Here is a 24,138-nt window from a genome sequence, read left to right as displayed (position 1 = left end):
CCGGTTTTAATCGGCGACTAAAACCCGCGACTAAAACCGGCAACTACTACCAGCAATTACCTACTTACTCAACTCCTGCTCAATAGCGGAAATTAACTCAGGGGAATTCGGAGCAACACCGCTTTTAAAACGAGCCACAACCTCCCCATTTTTCCCCACCAAAAACTTCTCAAAATTCCAACCAACATCGCCCCCCAAACCCGCAGAATTAGTCAAACGAGCATAAAGCGGATGCTGCTGAGAACCCAGCGCATTAACCTTATCAAACAACTCAAACGAAACACCGTAATTAGTCTCGCAGAACTGTACAATTTGCTCATTAGTTCCCGGTTCCTGAGCCCCAAAATCATTACAAGGAAAGGCCAAAACCCGTAAACCTTGAGCCTTATACTTTTGATACAACTCCTCCAAACCGGCATACTGGCGCGTGTAACCACAATAAGAAGCCACATTTACAATCAGTAAAACTTGGCCGGCATAACTTCCTAGCAGTCTTTCCTCACCTTGGATCGTCTTTACAGAAATATCAGATACTTGTTGGCTCATCTTCAGTAGATAAAAATTTAACAATCCCTCTTAGTATAGATGCAGTGCCAGCCCGTTTCAGCCAAGAATCGAAAAAGCCCAGCCAAAGCAAGACCTGCAATACCCCAACCCGCCAATCCCAAACCCCTACAGCCCTCAAATGTGAGATAATTAAACAGAATAATTTTATGTTTTGTTAAATTTGGGAAAAATATTCGCCTTTATCCAGAATTTCAAGTTATCTTCCAAGAACATAGCAATAGCCATGAGGAGCCATTCCCCAACAGAAAGCCTCCCATTGATAAGAAATTTTAAATACCTTGGTAACAAAACCAAAAGCTTTGTCTATCATTTGACAAACTTATCTGAGCAAACAAAACCCCTAGAAATCAAAAATCAAAAATCAAAAATCAAAAATATTAAAACCATGCAGCTAAAAAAACCCCCCATACATCTGCCACATTTAGAAGATGTTATTGATCCACACCCCCTCACCGTCAGCCCAGAAACCCCTCTCATCGAAGTCATTGCAATGATGGGCCAGCTTCGCAACAGTTGCCCGCTCAGCAAAATCAACCCCCTCAAAGAAATTTCAAAAGACAACACATCTGCCCTCCTGGGAGAAGCCAGAGCAAGCTGCGTTTTGATCATAGAAAAACAAAGCCCAGAAAATAGCAGCCCCAACCTCCTAGGCATCTTCACCGAACGCGATCTCGTCCATTTAATCGCCTCCGGCAAAGTTGGTTTAAACCACTGCACGATAGCAGAAGTAATGACATCCCCCGTGCTTGTTGTCTGCGACAAAGAAGTACAAGACGTCTTCACCGTATTGCTAATGCTGCGACAACACCGCATTCGCCACCTGCCGATCACCAACAGCCAAGGCACCCTTCTGGGAGTCATCACCCCCGAAACCATCCGTCAAGCCATTTTGCAACCGGCAAACCTCCTCAAAATGCGATCCGTTGAGGAAGTAATGAACAGCGAAGTCATCCAAGCACCCCTAGAAACCTCCGTGCTCAACCTGGCAAAACAGATGACAGAGCACAACGTTAGCTGTATCATCATCTCCACCGGCACCTCCGCCAACAGCACCCCCATAGGAATGGTTACAGAACGCGATATCGTGCAATTTCAATCGCTTGAACTCGATCTCGGCAAGATAAGCGCTGAAACCGTAATGAGTACCCCCCTATTTTGCCTGAGCCCCGAAGACTCGCTCTGGCAAGCCCATCAAGAAATGCAGCAGCGATTCGTCCGCCGGCTCGCCGTCGCCAATAAACAAGGACAACTCCAAGGCATCATCACCCAAACAAGCCTGCTGCGAGTCCTCGATCCAATGGAAATGTCCGGCATCATCGATGGCTTACAAATTGCCATCGAACAGCGCACCGGCGAACTGCAAAAAGCCCTCAGCGAACTCAACGAAGTTGTCACCCAACTCGAAAGCGAAATCGCCACCCGTAAACAAACCGAAGAACGCCTCCGCCTGCTGGAGTCTGTCGTCCTCAATGCCAACGATGCCATCGTCATAATGCACCCTGACGGCACACAACAAACCGATCCCACCATATTGTTTGTCAACCAAGCCTTTACCAAACTCACCGGCTACAGCCTCACAGAAATCGCCGGCAAAAGCCCCAGCATTTTGCGGGGCCCAAACAGCGACCCCAACCAAATAGCCAAAATCCAACAAGCCTTTTTAGCCCAAAAACCCGTCCGCGTCGAAATCATCAACTACCGCAAAGACGGCACAGAATATTGGGTAGAACTCAACAGCGTCCCCGTCACCAACAGGGCCGGCAAACTCACCCACTGGATCTCCGTCCAACGTGATATCACCGAACGCAAACGCATGGAACAAGCGCTTTTTGCCGAAAAAGAACTAGCCCAAGTCACCCTCCAATCCATCGGCGATGGAGTCATCACCACCGACGCCACCGGACGTATTTCTTCCCTCAACCCCGTTGCCGAAAAACTCACCGGCTGGACAACAAAAGAAGCCAAAGGCTTACCCCTTAACCGCGTCTTTCACATCGTTAACGATCAAGACGGCATCCCCGTTGAAAACATCCTCTCAAGCGCCCTTTGCAACGACCAAATCATCGATTTAGTCAACCACAACCTCTTAATTGCCCGCAACGGCCACCAATTCGCCATCGACCACTCCGCCGCACCCATCCACTCCTCTTGCGGTACCTTAGTCGGTGCCGTGTTAGTATTTCGTGACGTCACCCAAATCCGCACCCAAGCTCGTCAACTATCTTGGCAAGCCAGTCACGACGCCCTCACCGGCCTTGTCAACCGCCGCGAATTTGAATATCAACTCGAACAAGCTATCTTTAATGCCCAAAGAAATAACTTAAATCATATATTACTTTTTTTAGACTTAGACCGATTTAAAATTGTTAACGATACCTGCGGACATATTGCCGGTGACGAACTACTCCGACAAGTCACACAACAATTTAAAACAAAAATTCGCAAAACCGATCTCTTAGCCCGTCTCGGCGGCGATGAATTTGCCGTCATCCTTTACCAATGTTGCCATGAGCAAGGCTTAGAAATTGCCGAAAAACTTTTACAAAGTATTCACTCGTTTCGCTTTGTTTGGCAAGATAAAAGCTTTAGCCTGGGAGTCAGTATTGGCTTAGTAAGCATTAACGCCACCAGCCAAAACGCCCAGCAAACCTTAAACGAAGCCGATGCCGCCTGTTATGCAGCCAAAGATCAAGGCCGCAACCGAGTTCATATTTATGAGGCAAATGATCGAGAATTAGCCAAACAACGCGGTGAAACTCAATGGCTTGTCAGAATTACCCGCGCCTTAGAAGAAAACTTATTTTGTCTTTTTTCCCAGCCCATCGTCCCCATTACTCAACCAGCACTTCAAATTGATAACAAAACAACCCCAGTCAGCGATTTACATTGTGAAATTTTACTGCGTCTACAAGACCCCGAAACCGGCCAAATTATCTCACCAATGGCCTTTATCCCCGCCGCTGAACGCTATCACCTCATGCACGCTATCGACCGCTGGGTTATCCGTAGTTTGTTCAGTCAACTTTCTCTCTTTAAACCCCATCAATACCTAAAACTTCAACAGAAAAGTGCCCAAAAATTCCCCCAAAGCTGCGGCATTTTATTTGCTGTTAACCTCTCAGCAGATAGCCTGAATGATGAAAAATTCATAGACTTTTTGAGTGAAGAATTTTCCCTATTCCAAATTCCCCCTAATATGATTTGTTTTGAAATTACAGAAACTTTGGCAGTAGCCAATTTAAGCAAAACCGCAAAGCTCATCGAATCCTTGCGAGAAATGGGATGCCGGTTTGCATTGGATGATTTTGGCAGCGGAATGTCATCCTTTGCCTATTTGAGAAATTTACCCGTAGATTATTTAAAAATAGATGGCAGTTTTGTCAAAAATATTGCCGAAAATGCCATTGATTTTGCAATGGTAGAAGCCATTAACCGTATCGGGCACGTTATGGGCATTGAAACCATAGCAGAATTTGTAGAAAATGAAGCTACTCTCCAAAGCCTCAAAGAATTAGGAGTCGATTACGCCCAAGGATATGCAATTTCCAAACCCCACCCTTTGGAACTCAAAAATTTTTTTAATTTAGAAGCAACAAGGCGAGAGTTTCCACCCAACCCCCTATCTAGCCAGCTAAAATTGCTTTGCTGATTTGTCAAAATTTAATGGTCAGCCGTTTTCATAGGACTGGACACAGGAAAAATCCGGTTTATAATAAAAACCTATTCTTTAGAACTGCCAAACTTTACCTCATCGCAGTAAAAAGCCCTATCTCTAACTTATAAAAACACTTCATTACTCCTCATTGCCAATCAAAATCAACTGATTACGGCCAGATGCTTTGGCTTGGTAAAGGGCTTTATCAGCCAAAGAAAGTATCATCGCTGGCTCATTTTCTGATTCAGGAATAAGACTCGTCACACCTAAACTCAGCGTCACTCGATCCCTCACCGTAGAAGTCGCATGAGGAATCGCTAAAGCTTCAATTTGAATCCGAATATTTTCCGCCACATAAACTGCACCCACCGCATCTGTATTTGGCAAAATCACCGCAAATTCTTCCCCCCCATAACGGGCTACCAAATCCGCCGAGCGCTTGACTTCTTGAGCAATTGCACGAGCAACTAAACGCAAACATTCATCCCCAGCTTGATGCCCATAAGTATCGTTATAAGCTTTAAAAAAATCCACATCGCACAAAATTAACGACAAACAAGAACGCTCCCTCGCTTGTCTGAACCACTCCCGCTCTAAATATTCATCAAACCGGCGTCGATTTGCTACCTGCGTTAAACCATCAATCAAAGCTAAACGCTGCAATTGTTGATTAGCAAATTCCAACTTTTGATAAAGATGATTTTGCTCAATTAAACGCCGCACGCGCTGCCGTAAAACCGGCCAGTGAATCGGCTTCGTAATATAATCAGTAGCCCCCACCTCAAACGCCCGATCCACCGAATCAGGATCATCCAAACTCGTAATCATCAACACCGGCGTCGTATTGCCCCCACTCATTTGTTGAAAATGCTGGCAGCAAGTAAACCCATCCATCACCGGCATCATTGCATCAAGCAAAACAATATCAGGTTTTTGGCGCACAAAATCCGCAATTCCTTCCTCCCCATCCGCCGCTTCAATCACCCGATAACCTTCTTTTTCCATTGCGCGCCGCAACAACATCCGCGTTGTGCGGTCATCCTCCACAATTAAAATAAGGGGCGGTTCTTGCTCGTAAATAACATTTGTATCCATAGTGGGGAAGAGAGACTTGAAACCCGAAGAAAAAGGTGAGACAGAAGAATTAGGCATCTGACAAACAACCTAGAAGCATTACAAATTTTCCAACGCTACTTTGACCAATTCATACTCTGCTGATAAACGCGAAAAAATTTCCGCAGCCTCAGCAGTGACACCAGTTCGGCCCATTGCTTCTAGGCGCTTGCACAGTGCCGCCAAATCCGAAGCACCAACAGTGGCACTTGTTGATTTTAAAGTGTGGGCTGCAAAATTCAACGCCGGCCCATCCGCCTCCTGAATTGCGAGGTCTAGCGCTTCCAGCAATTTCGGCGCATCAGTTAAGTAGCTTTCTATCACCATAGCTAAAACTTCCCCGTCATCTTCACCCACCATTTCCCGTAATGCCGCAAAAGCAGCCGCATCAATAGGCGATGAGCGCTGGCTGTCCACCGGCTTATTCAACTCCTCCAGATCCGCCGCTGGCGTTATCTCATCCACAGAAACAGACACCGGCCCGCATTTTTCCAGCGCCTCAATCAACGCCCCCGAACGAATTGGCTTACTAATATAATCATCCATCCCCGCCGCCAGACAAATTTCTCGGTCGCCTTGCATTGCATTCGCGGTCATTGCCACAATTCGGGGACGCCCATCTTTATAAGAAGATGAAAGAATGTGTCGGGTGGCTTCTAAACCGTCCATTTCTGGCATTTGCACATCCATTAAAACCACATCATAGGTTTGCCGGTCGAGCGCCTCAATTACCTCCCATCCATTCGCCGCGACATCAGCGCGGTAGCCCAACCGAGACAACAGACCCAGCGCCACTTTTTGATTGACAGCATTATCTTCCGCCAGCAGAATTCGCAAAGGTTTTTCGCTGGCAAGTTTTGTCTGAGGTTGCTTTTTGAATTTTGCCGGCTTAACTACTACCGACTGCTCATTCAAAATGTTGTTTAAAACGTTATAGAGTTGCGATTGTTTAATTGGTTTATTCAAAAATGCCGCAAACTGCACATCAATTGCATGGCGATTTTCTTGAGGACTGCCAATCGAGGTAAACAACACTAAAGGAAACCTGGTTAGGCCAGACAACTTGCGTATTTCACCGGCCAAAGTTAAACCATCCATCTGCGGCATTTGCATATCCAAAATTGCCAAATCAAAAGTCTCGCCTCCCTGCAAACAGCTTAAGGCTTCCGCACCCGAAGCCACCGCCAAAGGAACCATCCCCCAAGACTGAGCCTGTAAAATTAGTATTTGACGGTTGGTAGCATTGTCATCAACAATCAGTAGCCGTTTGCCATTCAAGCTGTCGTGAATTTCGATGGGTTGCTCTGTAATTTTTGCGAGCACGGCAATACTAAAGTAAAACGTTGAACCAGTTCCGGCTTGACTTTCTACCCACATTGTCCCGCCCATCAATTCACACAAACGCGAACTAATTGCCAACCCCAAGCCGGTGCCACCATATTGACGGGTAGTAGAAGCATCTACCTGGCTGAAGGGTTTAAACAGTCGTTCCATGCGGTCTTCGGGAATGCCTATGCCGGTGTCTTTGACGGCAAATTGAATTTGATAACAGCTATATTCTTGCTCATCATCCCCTGTATCAAGCGGTGGCAAAGAGGCGTTTTGAGAAGTTGCGGTGACAGAGACAACCACTTCTCCAGTAGCCGTAAATTTCACTGCATTACTAAGTAAATTCACCAAAACTTGCCGCAGGCGAGTCACATCTCCCAAAATGTTCAAAGGAACAGAGCGCTCAATTAAATAAATCAGTTCTAAGCCTTTTTGTGACGCTTTTGCAGCCACTAAATCCAGAGAATCTTCGATGCAAGAGCGCAAATTAAACGGATGAGACTCTAAATCAAGCCGGCCTGATTCAATTTTTGAAAAATCAAGAATATCGTTAATAATCGTCAGCAACGACTCGCCAGAAGTACGAATCGTTTCTACAAAATCATTTTGCTCTGGGGTGAGGCGCGTGTCTAATAATAAGCCGGTCATACCAATAACGGCATTCATCGGCGTGCGAATTTCATGGCTCATAGTTGCCAAGAATTCACTTTTAGCGCGGTTGGCTGTATCGGCTGCCTGTTTTGCTTTTTCCAGGTCGGCATTTTTAGAAGACAACTGCTCTTTATTGGCCCGTTCTTGTTGCAAAAGTTGTGCTTGTGCTAAAGCAATTCCCACATTAGCAGCGACGGCTTCGAGCAATTCAATTTCCGCAGCTTTCCACCGGCGGTAACGATCACATTGGTGCAAGCCGATAATGCCATTTGGCTCACCTTGATAAGAAGTGCGAACACTCATCATTGATTTGATGCCCAGAGTCTTACATAACTCTGAACCCTTTCGCAATAAAGGGTCTGTATAAACATCTGGAGAAGCCACCGCCGAATCTAGGGCTATCACTTGTTCGGCGTGGGGGTTGCTGCTCACAGGAACTTCTAAATCTGGCATCCATTCATACCCTGGTTCTACATAACTTGCCATTAAAGGAATTTTTGGCACTGGGTCTTTAATATAGGTATGAATCAAACAACGATTGACACCAAACGCTTGACCAATGAGAATTACAGCGGTTTGGAAAATTTGCTGAATATCTAAACTTTGGCGGATTTCTTGGGTAATTTGCCCCAACAATTGCGCTCTTTGCAGTTGCGCTTCCAAGGCATTTTGGGCAGAATTCCTGACAATTTCTCCGGCGATCCACTGTGCCATTAATTTCAGCAGTTCTTTTTCGACGCTGCTAATGGCATTTTGTCGGGGTTTAGTGCTCGAAAAACTCAAAATCCCAAAAACTTCCCCGCTGACGAGCAGAGGTGCTCCCATATAAGCTTCAAGTTGGCGAAGTTTATAGGCTGGATGATTGCGCCATTCGGTACGAGAAGCGGATTCAAAACACACCGGCTCATCACTAGAGGCAGTTTCTCGGAAATATGTTTGCTCAATGCTAAAAGCGTCTCCTTTAACAATTTTGAAGGGAAAATTATTCGGAAATTCGGCGGTGATCACCTCGGTGCGTTCATCTTCAATACGTCCGACAATGCCAATTTCTAAACCAAAGCGGTTACATCCCATTTGCAGCATTTTTTGCAGGCGTCCATCAAAGTCAAGATCCGCCGCTGCGGTGACTCCATATAATTCTCGAATGGCGGCTTCGCTTTGGCGTAAATCTTGTTCTGCTTGTTTGCGTTCGGTGATGTCGCGTCCTACGGCTTGAAATGCGAAGACGCTGCCGGTTTCGTCAAACATGGCGCGATAAGTCCACTGTAAAAATCGCATTTCCCCAACGCTTCCTACCTTCATGCGGTGTTCGCAGGTAGTCACTCTGTGATCGGGGTTAACTTCGGCTAATTGGCGTTGCAAGTTTAGCCAGTCTTCGTCAGGGATAAACGGAATAAAAATATGACCGAGCAGTTCTTCTCTGGTTTTGTCAAAATACCGGCAGTAAGCATCATTAACAAATATTAGCTCTCCTGAAGGTAAAAACCGACTAATCAGTTCTGTTTGATCTTCTATAATGGCGCGATAACGCTCTTCACTTTCTTTGAGGGCTCTTTCTGAGCGTTTATTTTCGGTGATATTCCTAACAATTCCGATGATTTGGTCTTCTAAAAAGGGGACAAATCTGGCTTCATAATACTGCTGACCTTTTGGCACTTCTAATCCATACTCTACCCTGCTCAATGCTTTTGCTTCCAAAGTATATTGGATAGATTCGCTAATTTTGAGGCTGGTTGGTTCGGGCAGAATTTCTACCATATTTTTGCCAATAAATCTTTCACTTTCTACATATAAATCATCCAAATTGTTGGCTGTATAGTCTAAAATCACTCCCTCGGAATTTAAGCGGAAATATAAGTCGGGGAAGGCTTGAAAAATTGCTTGTAATTCTGAGGTTTTTTGCCGCAGTTCTGATTCGGCAACTTTGCGCTCCACGAGTTCGTTTTGAACGCGCTCAAATAAGGTGGACTGCTGAATGGCGATGGCGAGTTGAACACTTAGTTGTTTAAGCAGTTCTACTTCCGTAGTTGTCCAGCGGCGGGGTTCTTCACAATGGTGGGCAATTAATAAACCCCACAAAGAATCTTGACGTTTGGAGGAGGAACTAAAAGCCTCATCTTCTGGGCGTTCTCCTCCTTGAAGGTTTGGGGCATTGCTGCTTTCATCGGGCAATAAAATCGGAACAACTATATTTGCCCGGACTTGAAATTGTTTGAGTAATTCGACATGGCATTCTTTAATTGTGCCGTTGAAAATGTCTTCGGTGGCGCCGATTCTTCCTTCTCTGTATAAAGAAATATATTTTTCTCCAAAGCAGGGATCTTTGATGTTACTTCCGTAAGTTTTTACCCAGCCTTCGCCAACGGATTCAACGACGACTGTGCCGCTGGCATCGGGTAAAAATTGGTAAATAATTGTGCGGTCTGTTTGCAAAAATTGCCGTACTTCTCGAACTGCTGTGGAGAGGACTTCTTCGATGTCTAAAGATTGCCGGATGCGTTGAGCAATGGTGCCAACTAATTTTTCTTTGAGCAGTTGTTGTCGCAGGGATTCTTCGGCTTGTTTACGGTGGCTGATGTCGTTGAGGGTGCCGGTGATGCCGATGATGGTGCCGGTGGCGTTTGCAGTGGGTCTGGCATAGACTTCTATCCAGCAAAATCCTCCGGTTTTTTTCAAATAGCGAACTTCATATTGGGAATATTCTTGTTGGCTGTTTAATAATCTTTGAATCTTTTCTGTGACTGCGGGCCGGTCTTCGGGGTGAATGTAATCTATAAAGTTGGTTCCGAGGGTTTCTTCTACTGAGAAGCCGGTGATTTCACTCCAAGCAGGATTTAAAAATGTCCAGGTTCCTGCGGCATCTCTTGTAAAGATGATTTCTTTGACTTGCTCAACGACTGAACGGTATTTATTTTCACTTTCGACAAGTCGCACTTCTGAGAGTTTTCGGTCGGTAATGTCGCTGCCAATCCCCATGTAGCCGGTGATATTTCCTTCGTTATCTTTGAGGGCAGTTACTGAGAGCAATACTGGAAATTCTGTGCCATTTTTGCGGATGTATGTCCACTCTCTTTCGTCAATTTCTCCCTGTTTGGCTTTAACGACAAATACTTCAAATCCCGGTTCAATTTGAATGCCGATTTCTCTTGACAGTTCTTGCGCCCTTTGAATAACTTCTTCGGGTTTGTGAAAAATACCAGGGGTGATTTTGCCAATCACTTCATCGGCACTGTAGCCAAGCAAACGTTCAGCCGCACTGTTAAAGGTGCGAATGATGCCTTCGCTGGTGGTAGAAATTATCGTGTAGTTGGCGCTGTCTAAGATGGCTTTTTGCAAACTAGCAATTTCTTGAAGTTCGGCTTCAATTTGTTGCCGGTCTTGAATTTCTCGCAACAGTTGATCGTTGGCGTTTTGTAGTTGGTGAGTTCGCTGTCCAACCAGTTCGGCGAGTTTTTCTTGATATTTCTTTAATTCTTGTTCGGCTTGAACTCGATCTGTAATGTCGGTGATGGTACAAACGTAGCCGGTAATGGTTTGCTCGTCGGTTTCTATAACGGCTTGACCTACAACCCAAGTGAGTTTGCCGTTTTTATTTAAAAATCGATATTCTGATTGAAATTGTAGATAAGTGTTACTGGAATTAAACCATTCGTTAAAAATCCTTTGCCGATCTTCGGGATGTACGGCACTTTTCCAGCCTTGTCCCATTGCTTCTTGTGGCGATAAACCGGCAATTTCACACCAGCGCTCATTGACATAAAGACAATCTCCCTGCCCATTGGTGTGAAAAATTCCCACCGGCGAAATTTGGGTAAGTTTTTGATAGCGTTTTTCACTTTCTTTGAGGGCAGTTTCTGCTTGTTTGCGTTCGCTAATTTCGGCCTCTAAAAGTTGAATAGCTTGTGTTAATTCAATCGTTCTTTCTTCTACCCTTTTCTCTAAATCAACCTTGGCTTGTTCGAGCAGTTTTTGCGAGTTCTTAAGTTGCTCGTCTCGCTCGTGTAAATCGGTGATATCGTGAGCAACAGCATAAACTAATTCTTCCGCCGGATAGGGTGCGGTATTCCACGATATCCACCGATAGGAACCATCTTTGCAGCGATAGCGATTTTCAAAGCCGATAACGGTTTCTCCTGTCCCTAAATTCTGTATCGCTTCTAGGGTGCCTTGTTGGTCATCGGGATGAACAAATTCTATATAAGCTTGACTTTTTAGTTCTTCGGGCGTGTATCCCAGAGTCTTAGTCCAGGCCGGGTTAATTTGGCGGAAATAGCCATCCAAGCTGGCGATGCAAAGCATATCTACCGACAAACTAAAAAATCTGTCGCGTTCTTTTTCGGCTTTTCTGCGTTCTGTGATATCGGTGGCTACCCAAATTAACCCGCGTCCAATACCGGGGACTGGTGTGGCGCGGTTTTCATAGTGAATCACTCCCTGGGCGGTTTGCACTTCGCTTAGCCAGTAGGTTTCTTCTCCTTGCAAGACGGTTCGCAGGTGGTTCAAAATGTCCGGTTGTTCTTTGTACAGTTGAAACACAGACTCGCCTTCCAATTCCTCTGGCTTAATGCCGAGGCTGTCAACTCCTTTGCCTTCACAAAGGGCAATCACGCCGTTGCTGTCGAGGGCAAACACAATTACGGGCAAGTTTGTTAAAACAGTACGCACCCGCGCTTCGCCTTGTTGCAATGCACGTTCGGCTCGTTTACGTTCTTGAATTTGATTGAGTAATTCTTGGTTGGTGGTTTCTAATTCTTGGGTGCGTTCTTGAACTCGTTCTTCTAATTGGGCATTGAGATTTCTGATGATTTCTTCTGCCTGCCGGCGTTCGTTGATTTCTGTTTGCAAGTTTTGGTTGATGCGCTCAATTTCGGCAGGGCTAGGTATGGCGAGGGCTTTGGGAATTAGGGCATATAACGAAGCGGCAGTCACGGCAGATACAACACCGGTAATGGCTTTGAGGCTGCCAGATATCCAATAATCAGGATGCCACAGCGTCCACACTTCCAGCAGGTGAGTGGTGCCACAGGAAATGATAAAACTGCTGAATAAGAAAAATATCCAACCAAAGGGTAAATCTTGCCGCCGCCTTATGAAATATACCAACATGATCGGAATGGCATAATAAGACAGGGCAATGAGGGTATCTGATAATACATGAAGCCACACTAAACCCGGTTTCCAGAGGTAACACATTCCGTGAGGCATGAAAGCGGCTCCCAGATGCGAGTCAAGTGTACCCATCAAATTTGCTGTTAAAAAGTTTTTTATTGGTTCTAACATTGCAGCGGAGGAGTGATGAACTTGTTTAATGGCTTGTCCGAAGGATAAATCTAAAAGGTTAGTTATCTCAAAATAACAAATTAATTTTAAGATTTAATTGCCTGAATTTTTGCCTCGGTGATGTGCTATATAGACTTGAGAATTTCGCTTTGCTGGTTGGGTCTGCGATTAAGGGTGAAACTGGGCTGGGTTAGATTTTTTCAAATTCCAGCTAAATTAGGTAAATATCGCTCAAAAACAACCCCAAACAAAAATGCCAGATTCTTTTATGTATCGGGAAGACCACTTTGTGGTTTTAGAAACCAACCAACCGGAGCAATTTCTCACAGCCGATGAACTGCGAGAAAAGCTGAAGTCAATTTTGGCAAAATGTCAAGATACTTTACCGCATTCTTTACAAAAATTTACCTCGCTTGATGCCCAGGTGCAGTATTTGTTAGATACGAATTGCGATCTCGATGTGGGGCCGGGTCAGTTTTTGCAATGGTATGCGGTTCGGTTGGAAAAATAGCCCTCCTGCCAAGTTTTTTAAGCGCTAATGGCGGTAATTAATGCTAATTCGATTTGATTTTGGGCCGGCTGCTCAATTGTAGCCCGCACACCGGGCCCGAAAAATTTCTCGATTTTTTCTTGTTTTTGCTGCCAGGTTTCCAGGGAAATCAACGGTGAGTGAAATTCCAAAATCAAGGTATATGCTGCATCTATCTCGGTTTCTCGTAAGGCTCGCAATACCGGTCTTTCTTCATCGGTGGGGCTGAGTCCCAAGCGAGCGAGGGCTTCGTCAAGATGGGCTTCTTGCCCGTAGCGGTATCTGGTGACGTCTTTGCGAATTTGTAGTTGGGTGGGGGTGGCTTGTTTTTCTCGCAGGGCGATAATTTCTGGGGTTGTGGGTTGGCTTAAAGGAACGGGTTTGAGTTCGGCTGCTTTTAAGGCTAAACCCCCCAGTAAAACGGGGATTCCGTAAAAAAATCCTGCTAGGTTTAAGGTGGGGTTGTTTGTGAAATAGGCATAAAAGCCAACGACGGTTAAAACACTGCCTACGCTTAATCCCAAGGTTCCCAAGGAGGGTAGTAACATATTGGCGCGTTCCTTTTTTATTTTCCTGTAGTTTTTATTATCCTTACGCCTTACGCAAAAAAATCAGTTTCTCTTAAAAATCGTCGGTTGAGTCGAGAAATATAAAGGCAGAAACCGGGTTTTTGGCCCTGGGTGCGTTAGTCTTGATTTTCTATGGGGGTGGTATGTTGAATGGTGGGGGCTGGCAATGGCGCGGGGATGTCGGGCGGAGGGTCACGGCCTTGGTAATCTTTACAAAAATCAGCTTTTTGTGCAAGTTTTTCTAAGAATCTTTAACGACAATTCCCAAAACTACCCTTATTATCAAAGTAAAGTGATCCAGGCTGGTTCTGGCTGCTCCTGATTTCTATAATTGTTTATTAATTAAGCGAGTAACTGACATGATTAAAGATCGCAACGGGCAAAGTCTCCCTAAAGATACTTTGATGGAGGAAATTAAGTCTCTCAAGCGCGAAGATGAGATGTTGTATAATATTCTGGCTGTGGATGTGTGGGCGCTTGCTAAAACAATGGATGAATTTCACCCTGGGTTTTGGGCGGCTTTTATGAAAAATCGGGAAAAGGCTCTTAAACGGTTTTTGGCGGAAATGATTAAAAATAAGCCTTCGGAACCCAAGCGTCCGCCTTTTTTGCGTTAAATTTTCCAGGTTTCAGTGCCGGCTTATAGCATTTTAGATGCCTTGATTTTAGACTGTACATTGAAAAAGCGCTCTGTTAATTATTCTACTCAGAGCTATATTAAGAGCTTTTTTGCTAGATGCTATGCTTGTGAAAGCACCATAAACGCTTTTAAGGTATTAACAGATGGACGAGCAAACTCTCAAACAGCGCATTCTCAAAATTGCTACCCAGCGGGAGGTTTTGATGCGGCTTCTCGAACAACCAAACCTGGGGACTTTGCGTATTGATGTTAATCAAGCCCTTGAAGAAATGGATGATTTGCTGGAGGATTTTAAGCGCACTTTTCCTGATGTGGAAATCGTTTATTAAAGGGTTATTGGTTGTTGGTTTTTTGATGTTCTCACCGGCTTTCTTTTTAACCTAAGTTTAACGGGTCAATATCAATTGTGAGGCTCACGGATGCGGCGCGGCAAAGTGAGCGCAATTGAGAGAAATTGGAAAAGTAATTTCCTGCCTGGGGCGGATATTTCAGCAAAATATGCCAGCGATAACGGTTGGCAACGCGCATGACTGGGGCCGGTGCGGGCCCCAATATCTCACAATTAATCGCACTATCAAGGGTCGTTTGTAATAATTCTGCTAACCTTCCTGCTGTTTGTTCGGTGTCTGTTTCGGAAACTCCACTTAATCGCAATAACACCAAACGTCCGTAGGGTGGATATCCCAGGGCTGCTCTTTCTTTTAATTCCGTTTGAATAAAGCCGGTATAATCGTGACGCTGTACGGCTTCAATGACGGGATGCTCTGGTGTATAAGTTTGAATGATCACTTTACCAGGATCGTTACCTCTACCGGCACGTCCTGCAACTTGGGTTAAGGTTTGAAAGGCGCGTTCAGAGGCGCGATAATCGGGTAAATTCAGTAATCCATCGGCGGCGATGACTCCGACTAAGGTAACTTGGGGTAAGTCTAAGCCTTTGGTTAACATTTGGGTGCCAATTAAAAGATCGGCTTCGCCATTGCTAAAACGGGTGAGAATTTGCCGGTGGGCGTCTTTTGTGCGGGTGGTGTCGCTGTCAAAACGGATGACTCGTAGTTGGGGAAATTGTTTTGCTAATTCTTGTTCTATGCGCTGAGTGCCGGTGCCAAAATGTTTAAAATAGGGAGATTCGCATTCGGGACAACGTTGGGGTTGTAGGCTGTTATAACCGCAGAAATGACAGCGAAGAAAGCCGTTAAAGGTTGAGAGAGATGATGTTTCTGTTTCTGCTCCAAAATGATAGGAAAGAGATACATCACAGTTGGGACATTCGATGACGTATCCGCAACTACGACAAGAGACAAAGGTACTGTGCCCGCGCCGGTGTATGAATAAAATTCCTTGTTGTTTCGTGGTTTGAAGTTGGCGGAAAGCGTCTTGTAGGGGGCGGCTAAATATTGAGCGGTTTCCATCTCTTAATTGTTCCCGCATATCAATAATTGAAATCGGCGGTAAAGGGCGGGCGTGGACTCGTTGTGGTAAGGAAAGATAATAGGTATTTGGGGATGGGGTGGGGGAAGGTTGAGAATTTTGGGGAGCTATTTCTAGCCAGGTTTCGATTGATGGGGTGGCGGAACCTAGTATTAGGGGACAGTTGGTAAGTTCGGCGCGCCATTTGGCGACGGTGCGCGCGTGATAGGTGGGGGCCGGTTGGTCTTGCTTGAAGCTACTATCGTATTCTTCATCTAAGATAATTACACCAAGATTAGGTAAAGGGGAAAATATGGCGGAACGGGTGCCGATGATGATTTTTGCTTCTTCTTGTAGCATTTGTCGCCATGTATCGTAGCGTTCACCGGCGCCAAGGGCACTATGATAAACAAAAACTTTGTCTCCAAAACGTGCCCGAAATCGGTCTGTGAGTTGGGGCGTGAGGCCAATTTCTGGGACTAATACAATGGCTGATTTTCCGCTTTCTAAAATGGGGGCGATGGTTTGAAGATAGATTTCAGTTTTGCCGGAGCCGGTGACTCCGTGTAGTAAAATTTTGGCGTAGCCGGTGAGGTTTTTGATAACATCTAGGGCTTGTTTTTGGTGGGGGGTTAAGGTTTTGGGTTGGTCTGGGGTTTGGGTTGGTAAGGCCGGTGCTCTTAATTTCTCTTGTTCGTTAATATCTACGCAACCTTTTTCAACCAAGTTGTTAACTACTAATTTGGTGACATTGCTTTCTGTTAGCAATTCTGTTAGCCACATTTCGCCACCGGCACGACGCAAAAAATTTAATACTTCTCTTTGTTTAGCGGTGAGGTCTGTTGTAAAGGCATCGTTAATTAAAGTAACGGCGAGTTGTCGTTTTGCTTTAATTGGTTTTGCAGATTCTTGATAGGTTTCTACTAAGCCGCGTTTTAAGAGGTCTTGTAAACCGTATTCTGCGCCTTTGATTAGGGATTTTATTCTTTTCTTGCTGAGATTTTTGCTGGGGGATGCTTGCAATAATTTTAGGATATCTTGAGCGCTTTTACTACGCAGAAATAAACTCACATCGGCGGGGATGTTTTTGGCAAGACGAATGCGTTCCTGGGATTTTGGTAATAATCCTGGTGGCATGGTGGCGCGAATGACTTTGATCAGTGGGGTACAATAGTAATTTGCGACTTGTTGTAAAAGTTGTAAATAAGCTGGGGAGAGGAATTTTTCGGCTATTACTTCTTTGATTTCTCGGATTTTATCTGGGGTTAAGTTGGCGGGTATTTGAGATGTAAAATTTATAACAATTCCGCTTAGTTGTTGGCTGCCAAACGGGACGATTACAATGTTACCCGGTTGCACTTCTAAACCGGCCGGTATGCTATAGGTGTAAAGTTGTAATTCTTCGTCTGATTGTTGTTCAGCTTCGTTGATTTCTTCGCTGTCTTCATCAGCGATTTCTGCGGAGTTTTGAGGAGATTTATTATAGGGATTTTTTGGACAGTTTACTAATACTTCAACCCATTTTTGTTGACTTTCCCCCGCACGAATTCCATAAAAGCTGGCCGGTTCTGCGACAACTTTTGTTTCTGAACTGTACGGTGCGCCTGCTTCTTTGGGGGTGCCGGTGGTCAAATCAGTTTTTTTGAGGTTATACATAACGCTCTTTTTGGTTTAGGGAGGGTTGAGGGGCCACTAGGTTTTGTTGGGGCCGGTTTACGACATTTAATTTTAGGGGTAGCATTGGCTCTTTGAGTATTATCCTGTTTTATGGGAATTTTGAACACCGGCCCCGATTGCTAGACTGGTTATTCCGTAGTGTTAGCAATGTTTTCGCCGTTTTGCTAATAAAAAGGATTTGTTCTATTCCCTAAACTTCACAAAATTTTTTATATTTTCATATTTGAGCTTTTAAAATTAAAATTTAGCTAAAAAACTCAATAAAAATAAACATTATTGCCGAGAATTTCTATCCTAAGAAATAGAAACTAAAATTGTCCGTACTGCTAGTCTGCTTGGTGAAATTCCTTGCCGGCAGAAGTACCCACAGAATTTGAGAAAACTGTGATATGATGGCAAACAAGAGAAATAGACAAGATTGCCAAACTCTTAAATTTATCCTATTTATCTGTGTTCATCTGTGGTTTTTTAAAATCCACCACTGAATGCCCAAATTTTCATCTCTAAGAATTGTCATTTTTTGCGGCGCAAAAAATTGGTAATCCAAACTTTCTCAACTGGCTGGCTAAGTAACAAAGCGAACGGCTTTTCCAGCTTTAGCGCTGACAAAAGGAGGCCCATCAAATGAAAAATACAGCCACTCGTCAAAATTCCTATGCTATTGATAACCGCGCCAAAGATGACTCGGTAAAAGCATTGTTTCGGGAAATGTCACGATATCCACTTTTAACTCCCGAAGAAGAAACCACATTAGGAAAGTGCGTCCAAGAATTAGTTGCTTTGGAAGCACTGCAAGAAAAATTAACCCTAGAGTTAAACAGAGTTCCCACTCGACTCGAACTAGCCCAAATATTAAATTTAACCGAAAGTCAACTGTTGCAACGGTGGCAAAAATGCCGGTGCGCCAAACAAAAAATGATCGGCTCAAATATGCGTCTGGTGGTGTCAATTGCCAAACGATATTTAAACCGGGGAGTCCCGTTTCAAGATTTAATTCAAGAGGGAGCATTGGGATTAAACAGAGCTACAGAAAAGTTTGATCCAGATAAAGGCTATAAATTTTCTACCTATGCTTATTGGTGGATTCGTCAGGGAATTACTCGCACCATTGCTAATTATTCCCGCGCCATCCGCTTACCGATTCACATTATTGAGCAAATCAATAAATATAAAGAAATTCATCGCCAATTATCAGACACTTTGCAACGAGTACCCTCAGAAAAAGAACTTGCCGAAGCCTTAAATATTTCAGCTAAACAAGTGCGCCAACTCCAAGAAGCAAAAATGCAATCTTTGTCGCTGAATCAAAGAGTAGGAGAGGACGAATCTGCTGAATTAATGGAGTTGTTGGAAGATAATCACAACGTCTCTCCCGAAGTGCATCTCCATGAAATGATGTGCCGCGAAGAATTACTAGAAGTCCTTGGCGAATTGCTTTCAAAACGCGAACAAGATATTCTAACTATGCGTTATGGCTTGACAAATGGCCAGCCTTGTACATTAAATGAAGTCAGCGAGTTGTTTAATGTCTCCTGCGAACGGGTGCGCCAAATTCAAGCCAGAGCTATGCGAAAATTAAGATTACCAAAAGTTGCTAAGCGTTTGAAATCCTGGTTGCGGTAAAATATTTAGCTATCAGTTATTATTGGATAAATTCAAAGTGTCCCACGCACCCTGGATTTTACGCAAGGCTACACCGGCAGATGTGCCGGCCATTTTTAGCCTGATTCTCGCTTTGGCGGAATATGAAAAGTTATCTCATACCGTCACCGGCACTCCAGAATCTTTAGAGCAACATTTGTTTGGCTCTCGTCCTTATGCTGACGCAATTGTTGCAGAAGTTGAGGACAACGTTGTGGGGTTCGCTTTGTTTTTTTATAACTATTCTACATTTTTAACTCTTCCGGGGATTTATTTGGAAGATTTGTTTGTTTTGCCAGAGTATCGCGGAAAGGGAATAGGAAAGGAACTTTTACGTTTTTTGGCTCGGTTGGCTGTGGATGGCGGGTTTGGCCGGTTGGAATGGAGTGTGCTTGATTGGAATGAACCGGCAATTGGTTTTTATCGAAAAATTGGTGCAGATATTTTGCCTGATTGGCGTATTTGTCGAGTAACTGGCGCGGGGTTGTCTTCCTTAGCTGAGGCGAATTTTTGAAGTTTGTTTAGACAGACTAGCGCAGAATTACGGTTGCTATTAGTATAATATTTAGGCTAATTTAGGCTACATTTTTGGGACAAAGTATGGTTTTTTTGGTTCGGTTTTGGCTTTTCATTTCTCAGGCAATTGCTACAATTTTTTTGGCGGCGATGGTTTTGATTATTGGCTATGGGGCAAATGTAGCAAATTCTCAAGGGGGTGAGTTGCCAAGCTTACAAGGATCGATTGGGGTGATGGGTGGTTGGTCTTTGTTGTTTATTTTTTGTTCAGTTCGGGCTTGGGTTTTGTTAAAAAAGGAGGAGTATCTGCGTCAGGCGGCTATTGTAACGGCTTTGCCGGTCTTGTTTGTGCCGGTGGCGCTTTTCTTAATGCGTTAAGATTAGTTTAGAAACAACTTTAGGACTTTTTAAAACTTAGTTTTTAAGGGTGATGTATGACTATTTGGGTGAATGAACAACTCGATCCAGTAGGGATTGTTTATGCTTGTATTGCTTGTTGTGATGAAGTTCAAGCTCAAGAGTGCCATGACTCTTTTGAGCGGAATTTAACCGAAGAGCAAAGACAAAAAGGTTGGCAAGCACGTTTGCGAACTGTCGAGTCTTGGGATGAAGTGCCGGTGAGTGCTTTGAAGCTTTCTTAGTGATTTTGTTTTGGAATCGAGGGGTGCCGGTGTCAGCCTTTCATCCCTCCATATAAACATCCCTATTTAAATTTTTTCGGTAAACGTAATTTAGGCGACTGTATGGGGTCGAGAATTTGATTGAGTTCTCGCAGTTGCTCTGCGGTTCCCATACAGATAAATAAATCTCCGTGCATAATGCGGGTTTCGGCCATTGGCCCCCCGATCAAGGTTCCGTCAGCGCGGCGAATGGCCAAAACTAAAGCACCTGATTGGGATCTGAGTTTGGCTTCGCGCAGGCTTTGACCAACGCAGGGGCAAGTTTGAGCGTCGATGAGGAATTCTTCTAAGTAAAATGAACGATCTGCGCCGGTGATAATACCATCTACAAAATCCATCACTTGCGGGCGTAGAGCGGCGGCTGCCATGCGTTTACCACCGGTGATGTAGGGGGAGACAACGGCATCGGCTCCGCCTCTTTGCAGCTTTAATAAGGCTTCTTCGGTGGAAGCGCGGGCAATGGCTCGGACATTGGGGTTTAATGTCTTGGCAGAAAGAACAGTGTAGAGATTTTCGGCATCGGAGGGTAAGGCGGCTACTAGGCAGGTAGCCGTTTCGATTTTGACGCGGTGGAGGGTTTCGTCAAGGGTGGCGTCGCCTTGCAAAACGATGTAACCCAGTTCTTGCCCGGTTTTGATTTGGTTGGGATCAGAGTCTACGATCACAAAGGGGATGCTTTCGGCTTTGAATTCGGAGGCAATTTGCCGGCCGGTGCGCCCAAAGCCACAGAGAATGTAATGGTCAGAAAGAGTGTCTATCAAGCGTTTTTGCTGTTGTAATCGAATTCCTTCTTGAAAGTAACCTTGAATCAGGGCTTCGGTAAACCGATTGACCATGTATCCAATGTTAATGACTCCTAACAATATTAAGGCAATGGTGAAGATTCGGCCTCGGCTTCCCAAGGGCCGGGTTTCGCCAAAGCCAACGGTGGCAAGGGTGATGACGCTCATGTAAATGGCATCTAGCCACGACCATCCCTCGATTAAGTGATACCACAAAGTGCCGAGGAGCATGATGCCGGCGAAGCCAACGCCACCGGCTATGAGTTCTTTTTGGAGGCGTTGATATTTTTCTTCGAGTGGGGTGTACAGGGATGTGGTGGGGGGGTTGGGGCTGCGGTTTTGTGTCAAGGCACTACTTACGTTTTAGAGTTGAGATTTTAGGCGCTGGGATTTTAGATGCCAAAAAGGCTCGTTTAGCGAATTGAAGACAAATATTTAATGATTAAAAAAGAGAGGGTTGCGGTGTTTGCAAGTCTGTGATGGCTTGGCTGCATAAAAGCCGGTGGTTGCTGAATTATTTTAGGTTGGATGCCTTGGTTAATATCTTAAGATGAGGTTTATGTTAAATAAATCGAAAGTTTGAAAGTTTATTAGGAGTTGTCTGTGAGTTTAGAAACGCTTGTTGAGAAATTGCCTGGGGTGGCTGAGCCGCGTTTGTTTACCCAGCAAGACTTTGATGGCTATGTGATGACGACTTATGCTCGTTTTCCTCTCACTTTGGAACGAGGGGCCGGCTGTCGGGTTTGGGATACGGAGAATCGTGAGTATTTGGATTTTGTGGCCGGTATTGCTACTTGTACGCTTGGTTATGCTCATCCGGCGATGGTGGAGGCTGTGACTCGCCAAATCTCTAAGCTGCATCATGTTTCTAATTTGTATTATGTGCGTGAGCAGGGTGAGTTGGCGAAGTGGTTGGTTGAGCATTCTTGTGCGGATCGGGCGTTTTTCTGCAATTCTGGGGCTGAGGCTAACGAAGGTGCGATTAAGTTGGCCCGCAAGTATGCTCATACAGTTTTGAATATTCGGCAGCCTGTGATTATTACGGCGCAGGCGAGTTTTCACGGGCGGACTTTGGCGACAATTACGGCAACCGGCCAGCCTAAGTATCAAAAGAATTTTGACCCGTTGATGCCTGGGTTTGTTTATGTGCCTTATAACGATATTGAGGCGCTTGAGGAAATGGTGGCGGCTGTAGATAGCGGTGAGCGTCAGTTGGCTGCTATTTTGTTGGAACCGCTGCAAGGTGAGGGTGGTGTGCGTCCGGGGGATGTGGCTTATTTCCAGCGGGTTCGGGAAATTTGCGATGAAAAGGGCATTTTGTTGATTATGGATGAGGTGCAGGCGGGAATGGGTCGCACCGGCCATTATTGGGGGTATGAAAATCTGGGTATTGAACCGGATATTTTTACTTCGGCTAAGGGTTTAGGTGGCGGAATTCCTATCGGTGCAATGATGTGTAAGTCTCGCTGTGATGTTTTCCAGCCTGGAGATCATGCGAGTACGTTTGGTGGGAATCCGTTTGCTTCTGGGGTGGCGTTGGCGGTGTGTCAAACTCTGGAAAATGAGGATATTTTAAGCAATGTTCGGGCACGCGGTGAGCAATTGCGGGCCGGTTTGTCTACCATTGCCCAAAAATTTCCAGATTTGATTGCTGAGGTGCGCGGTTGGGGTTTGATTAATGGCATGGAGTTAAAGCCAGAGGTTGAACTGACTTCCCCGCAAGTGGTGAAGGCTGCGATGGATGAGGGTTTGTTGTTGGTGCCGGCCGGCCCGAAGGTGATACGGTTTGTACCGCCTTTGATTGTTAGCGCTGAGGAAGTTGAGAGTGCTTTGCAGGCTTTGGAAAAAGCGCTGGTTACGTTGACAAAATAATCGCTTAAGTGTGAAAAGTCAATAATGCTGGCAATTTGGTTGCTTGTTAATTCTACAACTTCATTAGTTTAGTCTTTTGACTTTCCAGTAAGGACTTTTAACCTAATAACTCAAAACATCAAAGGCAAAAGAGATAGTTAAATCTTTTGCCTTTTTATTTTGGCTGCTTGTAAGTTTAAGGTAATCCGGGGTGGGGTAAACCCAAAACTGAGGCGTTTGTGCTGTATCGGTTGGCGCTATGAAAGTTGACGTAGGGGGGAGTTGTATAAGAATTGCTTGCTGTGTGTGGTTCTGGCCGGCGGCTCCCGCCCTGACTTTCGATGTAAAATCCGATTGCACCGTCCAGCTTTGCATTGGCAAGGTTTGCACCGCTGATATCTGCCCCGATCAAGTTTGCGCCGCTGAGGTTGGCGTTGAGTAAGTTGGCGCAGCTTAAGTTTGCGCCGCTGAGGTTGGCATCACTTAAGTCTGCTCCGACTAAGCGAGCGTCACTTAAATCTGCATTCGATAGGTTGGCTGCGATTAATTCTGCGTGTCCTAAGTTGGCTCCACCAAGGTCTGCTCCGCTTAGGTTAGCATTGTTGAGTTTGGCTCCTATTAAGTTGGCTCCATCCATGTCTGCGCCGCAGAGGTTGGCATCTTGTAAGTTGCAATTGACAAAGTTAGCAAATCCCAAGTCTGCACCGCTGAGGTTGGCGTTGTTAAGTTTGGCATCGAGCAGGTTCATTCCTTTGCCGTCTATGCCTCTCATGTCTGCGTTGATCAGTTCAACGGCGACTAGGTTGGCAAAGCTCATGTCGGCCCCACTTAAGTTTGCACTGCTAAGATTGGTACCGTGCAGGTTGGCAAACATTAATTTTGCACCGCTGAGGTCTACTCCGCTCAAGTTTAATTGAGCTAGGTTTGCTTCACTTAAATCGCCTCCCTGGCATTGTTTTGTTTGCAGCAACCGTTTGACGTGTGCGCTATTTCCAGCCATATTTTTTTGTCCCTGTGCGCTATAGACCGCCATTGTTCTTTTTTCTTCTGTCAAATACTTGGAGGCTTTTGCTCCAAGATTTTTTGGCTCTGATTGGTTTAAACTGGGGGTGAGGGGTAAGACCCCTCATCTCTGTCTCCCCATCATAAACAAAAATCAAATCAATAGCTCTGAAATACTAAAAAATACGTCGGAGATCCGGAATTGCGCTGCAAAACGTTACAGTTTGTGGTTGTTTTGGTTGTTTG

16 protein-coding genes are annotated in these 24,138 nt (G+C 45.0%); 9 read left to right on the top strand and 7 right to left on the bottom strand.

Annotation, left to right across the window (positions count from 1 at the left end):
* Nucleotides 1-60 precede the first annotated feature (60 nt).
* Nucleotides 61-546: a glutathione peroxidase gene (locus NG798_RS04055; RefSeq protein ID WP_261220494.1), complete on the bottom strand. Its 486-nt coding sequence runs from the start codon at nucleotides 544-546 to the stop codon at nucleotides 61-63.
* 406 nt (nucleotides 547-952) lie between these two features.
* On the opposite strand from NG798_RS04055, the gene NG798_RS04050 reads away from it, so the two are divergent.
* Nucleotides 953-4,216 (top strand): EAL domain-containing protein, encoded by a 3,264-nt coding sequence (locus tag NG798_RS04050; RefSeq protein WP_261220493.1) that lies wholly within the window; start codon nucleotides 953-955, stop codon nucleotides 4,214-4,216.
* 144 nt (nucleotides 4,217-4,360) lie between these two features.
* On the opposite strand, the gene NG798_RS04045 is transcribed toward NG798_RS04050, so the two are convergent.
* Both NG798_RS04045 and NG798_RS04040 read right to left on the bottom strand, forming a co-directional pair.
* A complete protein-coding gene (locus NG798_RS04045) occupies nucleotides 4,361-5,317 on the bottom strand; it encodes a PleD family two-component system response regulator (protein WP_261220492.1) in 957 nt (318 codons plus the stop codon).
* A gap of 78 nt (nucleotides 5,318-5,395) precedes the next feature.
* On the bottom strand, nucleotides 5,396-12,520 hold the full coding sequence (locus NG798_RS04040; RefSeq protein WP_261220491.1) for a PAS domain S-box protein: 7,125 nt from the start codon (nucleotides 12,518-12,520) through the stop codon (nucleotides 5,396-5,398).
* A 328-nt stretch (nucleotides 12,521-12,848) separates the two neighbouring features.
* Between NG798_RS04040 and NG798_RS04035 the strand changes: the two genes are divergently transcribed.
* Nucleotides 12,849-13,106: a chlororespiratory reduction protein 7 gene (locus NG798_RS04035; RefSeq protein WP_261220490.1), complete on the top strand. Its 258-nt coding sequence runs from the start codon at nucleotides 12,849-12,851 to the stop codon at nucleotides 13,104-13,106.
* Between the two features lie 17 nt (nucleotides 13,107-13,123).
* On the opposite strand, the gene NG798_RS04030 is transcribed toward NG798_RS04035, so the two are convergent.
* Nucleotides 13,124-13,672 carry a DUF2854 domain-containing protein gene (locus tag NG798_RS04030; RefSeq protein WP_261220489.1) on the bottom strand — a complete coding sequence of 183 codons (549 nt, stop codon included), beginning with the start codon at nucleotides 13,670-13,672 and terminating at the stop codon, nucleotides 13,124-13,126.
* Between the two features lie 380 nt (nucleotides 13,673-14,052).
* Between NG798_RS04030 and NG798_RS04025 the strand changes: the two genes are divergently transcribed.
* Both NG798_RS04025 and NG798_RS04020 read left to right on the top strand, forming a co-directional pair.
* On the top strand, nucleotides 14,053-14,310 hold the full coding sequence (locus tag NG798_RS04025; RefSeq protein WP_261220488.1) for a hypothetical protein: 258 nt from the start codon (nucleotides 14,053-14,055) through the stop codon (nucleotides 14,308-14,310).
* 166 nt (nucleotides 14,311-14,476) lie between these two features.
* The gene (locus tag NG798_RS04020) at nucleotides 14,477-14,662 is read left to right on the top strand and encodes a hypothetical protein (protein WP_261220487.1); all 186 of its coding nucleotides are present in this window, start codon (nucleotides 14,477-14,479) and stop codon (nucleotides 14,660-14,662) included.
* Between the two features lie 46 nt (nucleotides 14,663-14,708).
* Here the strand turns inward: NG798_RS04020 and priA are convergent, their stop codons facing one another.
* Nucleotides 14,709-17,399: a primosomal protein N' gene (priA, locus tag NG798_RS04015; RefSeq protein WP_261220486.1), complete on the bottom strand. Its 2,691-nt coding sequence runs from the start codon at nucleotides 17,397-17,399 to the stop codon at nucleotides 14,709-14,711.
* A gap of 645 nt (nucleotides 17,400-18,044) precedes the next feature.
* Between priA and NG798_RS04010 the strand changes: the two genes are divergently transcribed.
* From NG798_RS04010 to NG798_RS03995, 4 genes are all read left to right on the top strand, one after another.
* Complete coding sequence (locus NG798_RS04010) at nucleotides 18,045-19,043, top strand: sigma-70 family RNA polymerase sigma factor (protein WP_261220485.1); 999 nt, start codon at nucleotides 18,045-18,047, stop codon at nucleotides 19,041-19,043.
* 37 nt (nucleotides 19,044-19,080) lie between these two features.
* On the top strand, nucleotides 19,081-19,575 hold the full coding sequence (locus tag NG798_RS04005) for a GNAT family N-acetyltransferase (protein ID WP_261220484.1): 495 nt from the start codon (nucleotides 19,081-19,083) through the stop codon (nucleotides 19,573-19,575).
* Nucleotides 19,576-19,661: 86 nt separating this feature from the next.
* Entirely contained in the window at nucleotides 19,662-19,955 is a 294-nt protein-coding gene (locus NG798_RS04000) for a hypothetical protein (protein ID WP_261220483.1), read from the top strand.
* Nucleotides 19,956-20,011: 56 nt separating this feature from the next.
* The gene (locus tag NG798_RS03995; protein ID WP_261220482.1) at nucleotides 20,012-20,218 is read left to right on the top strand and encodes a glycogen debranching protein; all 207 of its coding nucleotides are present in this window, start codon (nucleotides 20,012-20,014) and stop codon (nucleotides 20,216-20,218) included.
* Between the two features lie 62 nt (nucleotides 20,219-20,280).
* Here NG798_RS03995 and NG798_RS03990 read toward each other — a convergent pair whose 3' ends face one another.
* Complete coding sequence (locus NG798_RS03990) at nucleotides 20,281-21,348, bottom strand: TrkA family potassium uptake protein (protein WP_261220557.1); 1,068 nt, start codon at nucleotides 21,346-21,348, stop codon at nucleotides 20,281-20,283.
* Nucleotides 21,349-21,642: 294 nt separating this feature from the next.
* On the opposite strand from NG798_RS03990, the gene NG798_RS03985 reads away from it, so the two are divergent.
* Entirely contained in the window at nucleotides 21,643-22,911 is a 1,269-nt protein-coding gene (locus NG798_RS03985; RefSeq protein ID WP_375338940.1) for an aspartate aminotransferase family protein, read from the top strand.
* A gap of 175 nt (nucleotides 22,912-23,086) precedes the next feature.
* Here NG798_RS03985 and NG798_RS03980 read toward each other — a convergent pair whose 3' ends face one another.
* A complete protein-coding gene (locus tag NG798_RS03980) occupies nucleotides 23,087-23,890 on the bottom strand; it encodes a pentapeptide repeat-containing protein (RefSeq protein ID WP_261220555.1) in 804 nt (267 codons plus the stop codon).
* Nucleotides 23,891-24,138 lie beyond the last annotated feature (248 nt).

Source organism: Ancylothrix sp. D3o, assembly GCF_025370775.1.
GTDB lineage: Bacteria > Cyanobacteriota > Cyanobacteriia > Cyanobacteriales > Oscillatoriaceae > Ancylothrix.
The sequence above is the reverse complement of the archived record's forward strand: the minus strand, read 5'-3'. Positions and strand labels throughout refer to the sequence as shown.

What these genes read in the sequence shown, in the direction of transcription:
- NG798_RS04025 (WP_261220488.1), top strand. Translation starts at nt 14,053, where the DNA reads ATGATTAAAGATCGCAACGGGCAAAGTCTCCCTAAAGATACTTTGATG.
- priA (WP_261220486.1), bottom strand. Translation starts at nt 17,399, where the DNA reads ATGTATAACCTCAAAAAAACTGATTTGACCACCGGCACCCCCAAAGAA.
- NG798_RS04010 (WP_261220485.1), top strand. Translation starts at nt 18,045, where the DNA reads ATGAAAAATACAGCCACTCGTCAAAATTCCTATGCTATTGATAACCGC.
- NG798_RS04030 (WP_261220489.1), bottom strand. Translation starts at nt 13,672, where the DNA reads ATGTTACTACCCTCCTTGGGAACCTTGGGATTAAGCGTAGGCAGTGTT.
- NG798_RS04020 (WP_261220487.1), top strand. Translation starts at nt 14,477, where the DNA reads ATGGACGAGCAAACTCTCAAACAGCGCATTCTCAAAATTGCTACCCAG.
- NG798_RS03995 (WP_261220482.1), top strand. Translation starts at nt 20,012, where the DNA reads ATGACTATTTGGGTGAATGAACAACTCGATCCAGTAGGGATTGTTTAT.
- NG798_RS03980 (WP_261220555.1), bottom strand. Translation starts at nt 23,890, where the DNA reads ATGGCTGGAAATAGCGCACACGTCAAACGGTTGCTGCAAACAAAACAA.
- NG798_RS04050 (WP_261220493.1), top strand. Translation starts at nt 953, where the DNA reads ATGCAGCTAAAAAAACCCCCCATACATCTGCCACATTTAGAAGATGTT.
- NG798_RS04035 (WP_261220490.1), top strand. Translation starts at nt 12,849, where the DNA reads ATGCCAGATTCTTTTATGTATCGGGAAGACCACTTTGTGGTTTTAGAA.
- NG798_RS04055 (WP_261220494.1), bottom strand. Translation starts at nt 546, where the DNA reads ATGAGCCAACAAGTATCTGATATTTCTGTAAAGACGATCCAAGGTGAG.
- NG798_RS04045 (WP_261220492.1), bottom strand. Translation starts at nt 5,317, where the DNA reads ATGGATACAAATGTTATTTACGAGCAAGAACCGCCCCTTATTTTAATT.
- NG798_RS04040 (WP_261220491.1), bottom strand. Translation starts at nt 12,520, where the DNA reads ATGCCTCACGGAATGTGTTACCTCTGGAAACCGGGTTTAGTGTGGCTT.
- NG798_RS04000 (WP_261220483.1), top strand. Translation starts at nt 19,662, where the DNA reads ATGGTTTTTTTGGTTCGGTTTTGGCTTTTCATTTCTCAGGCAATTGCT.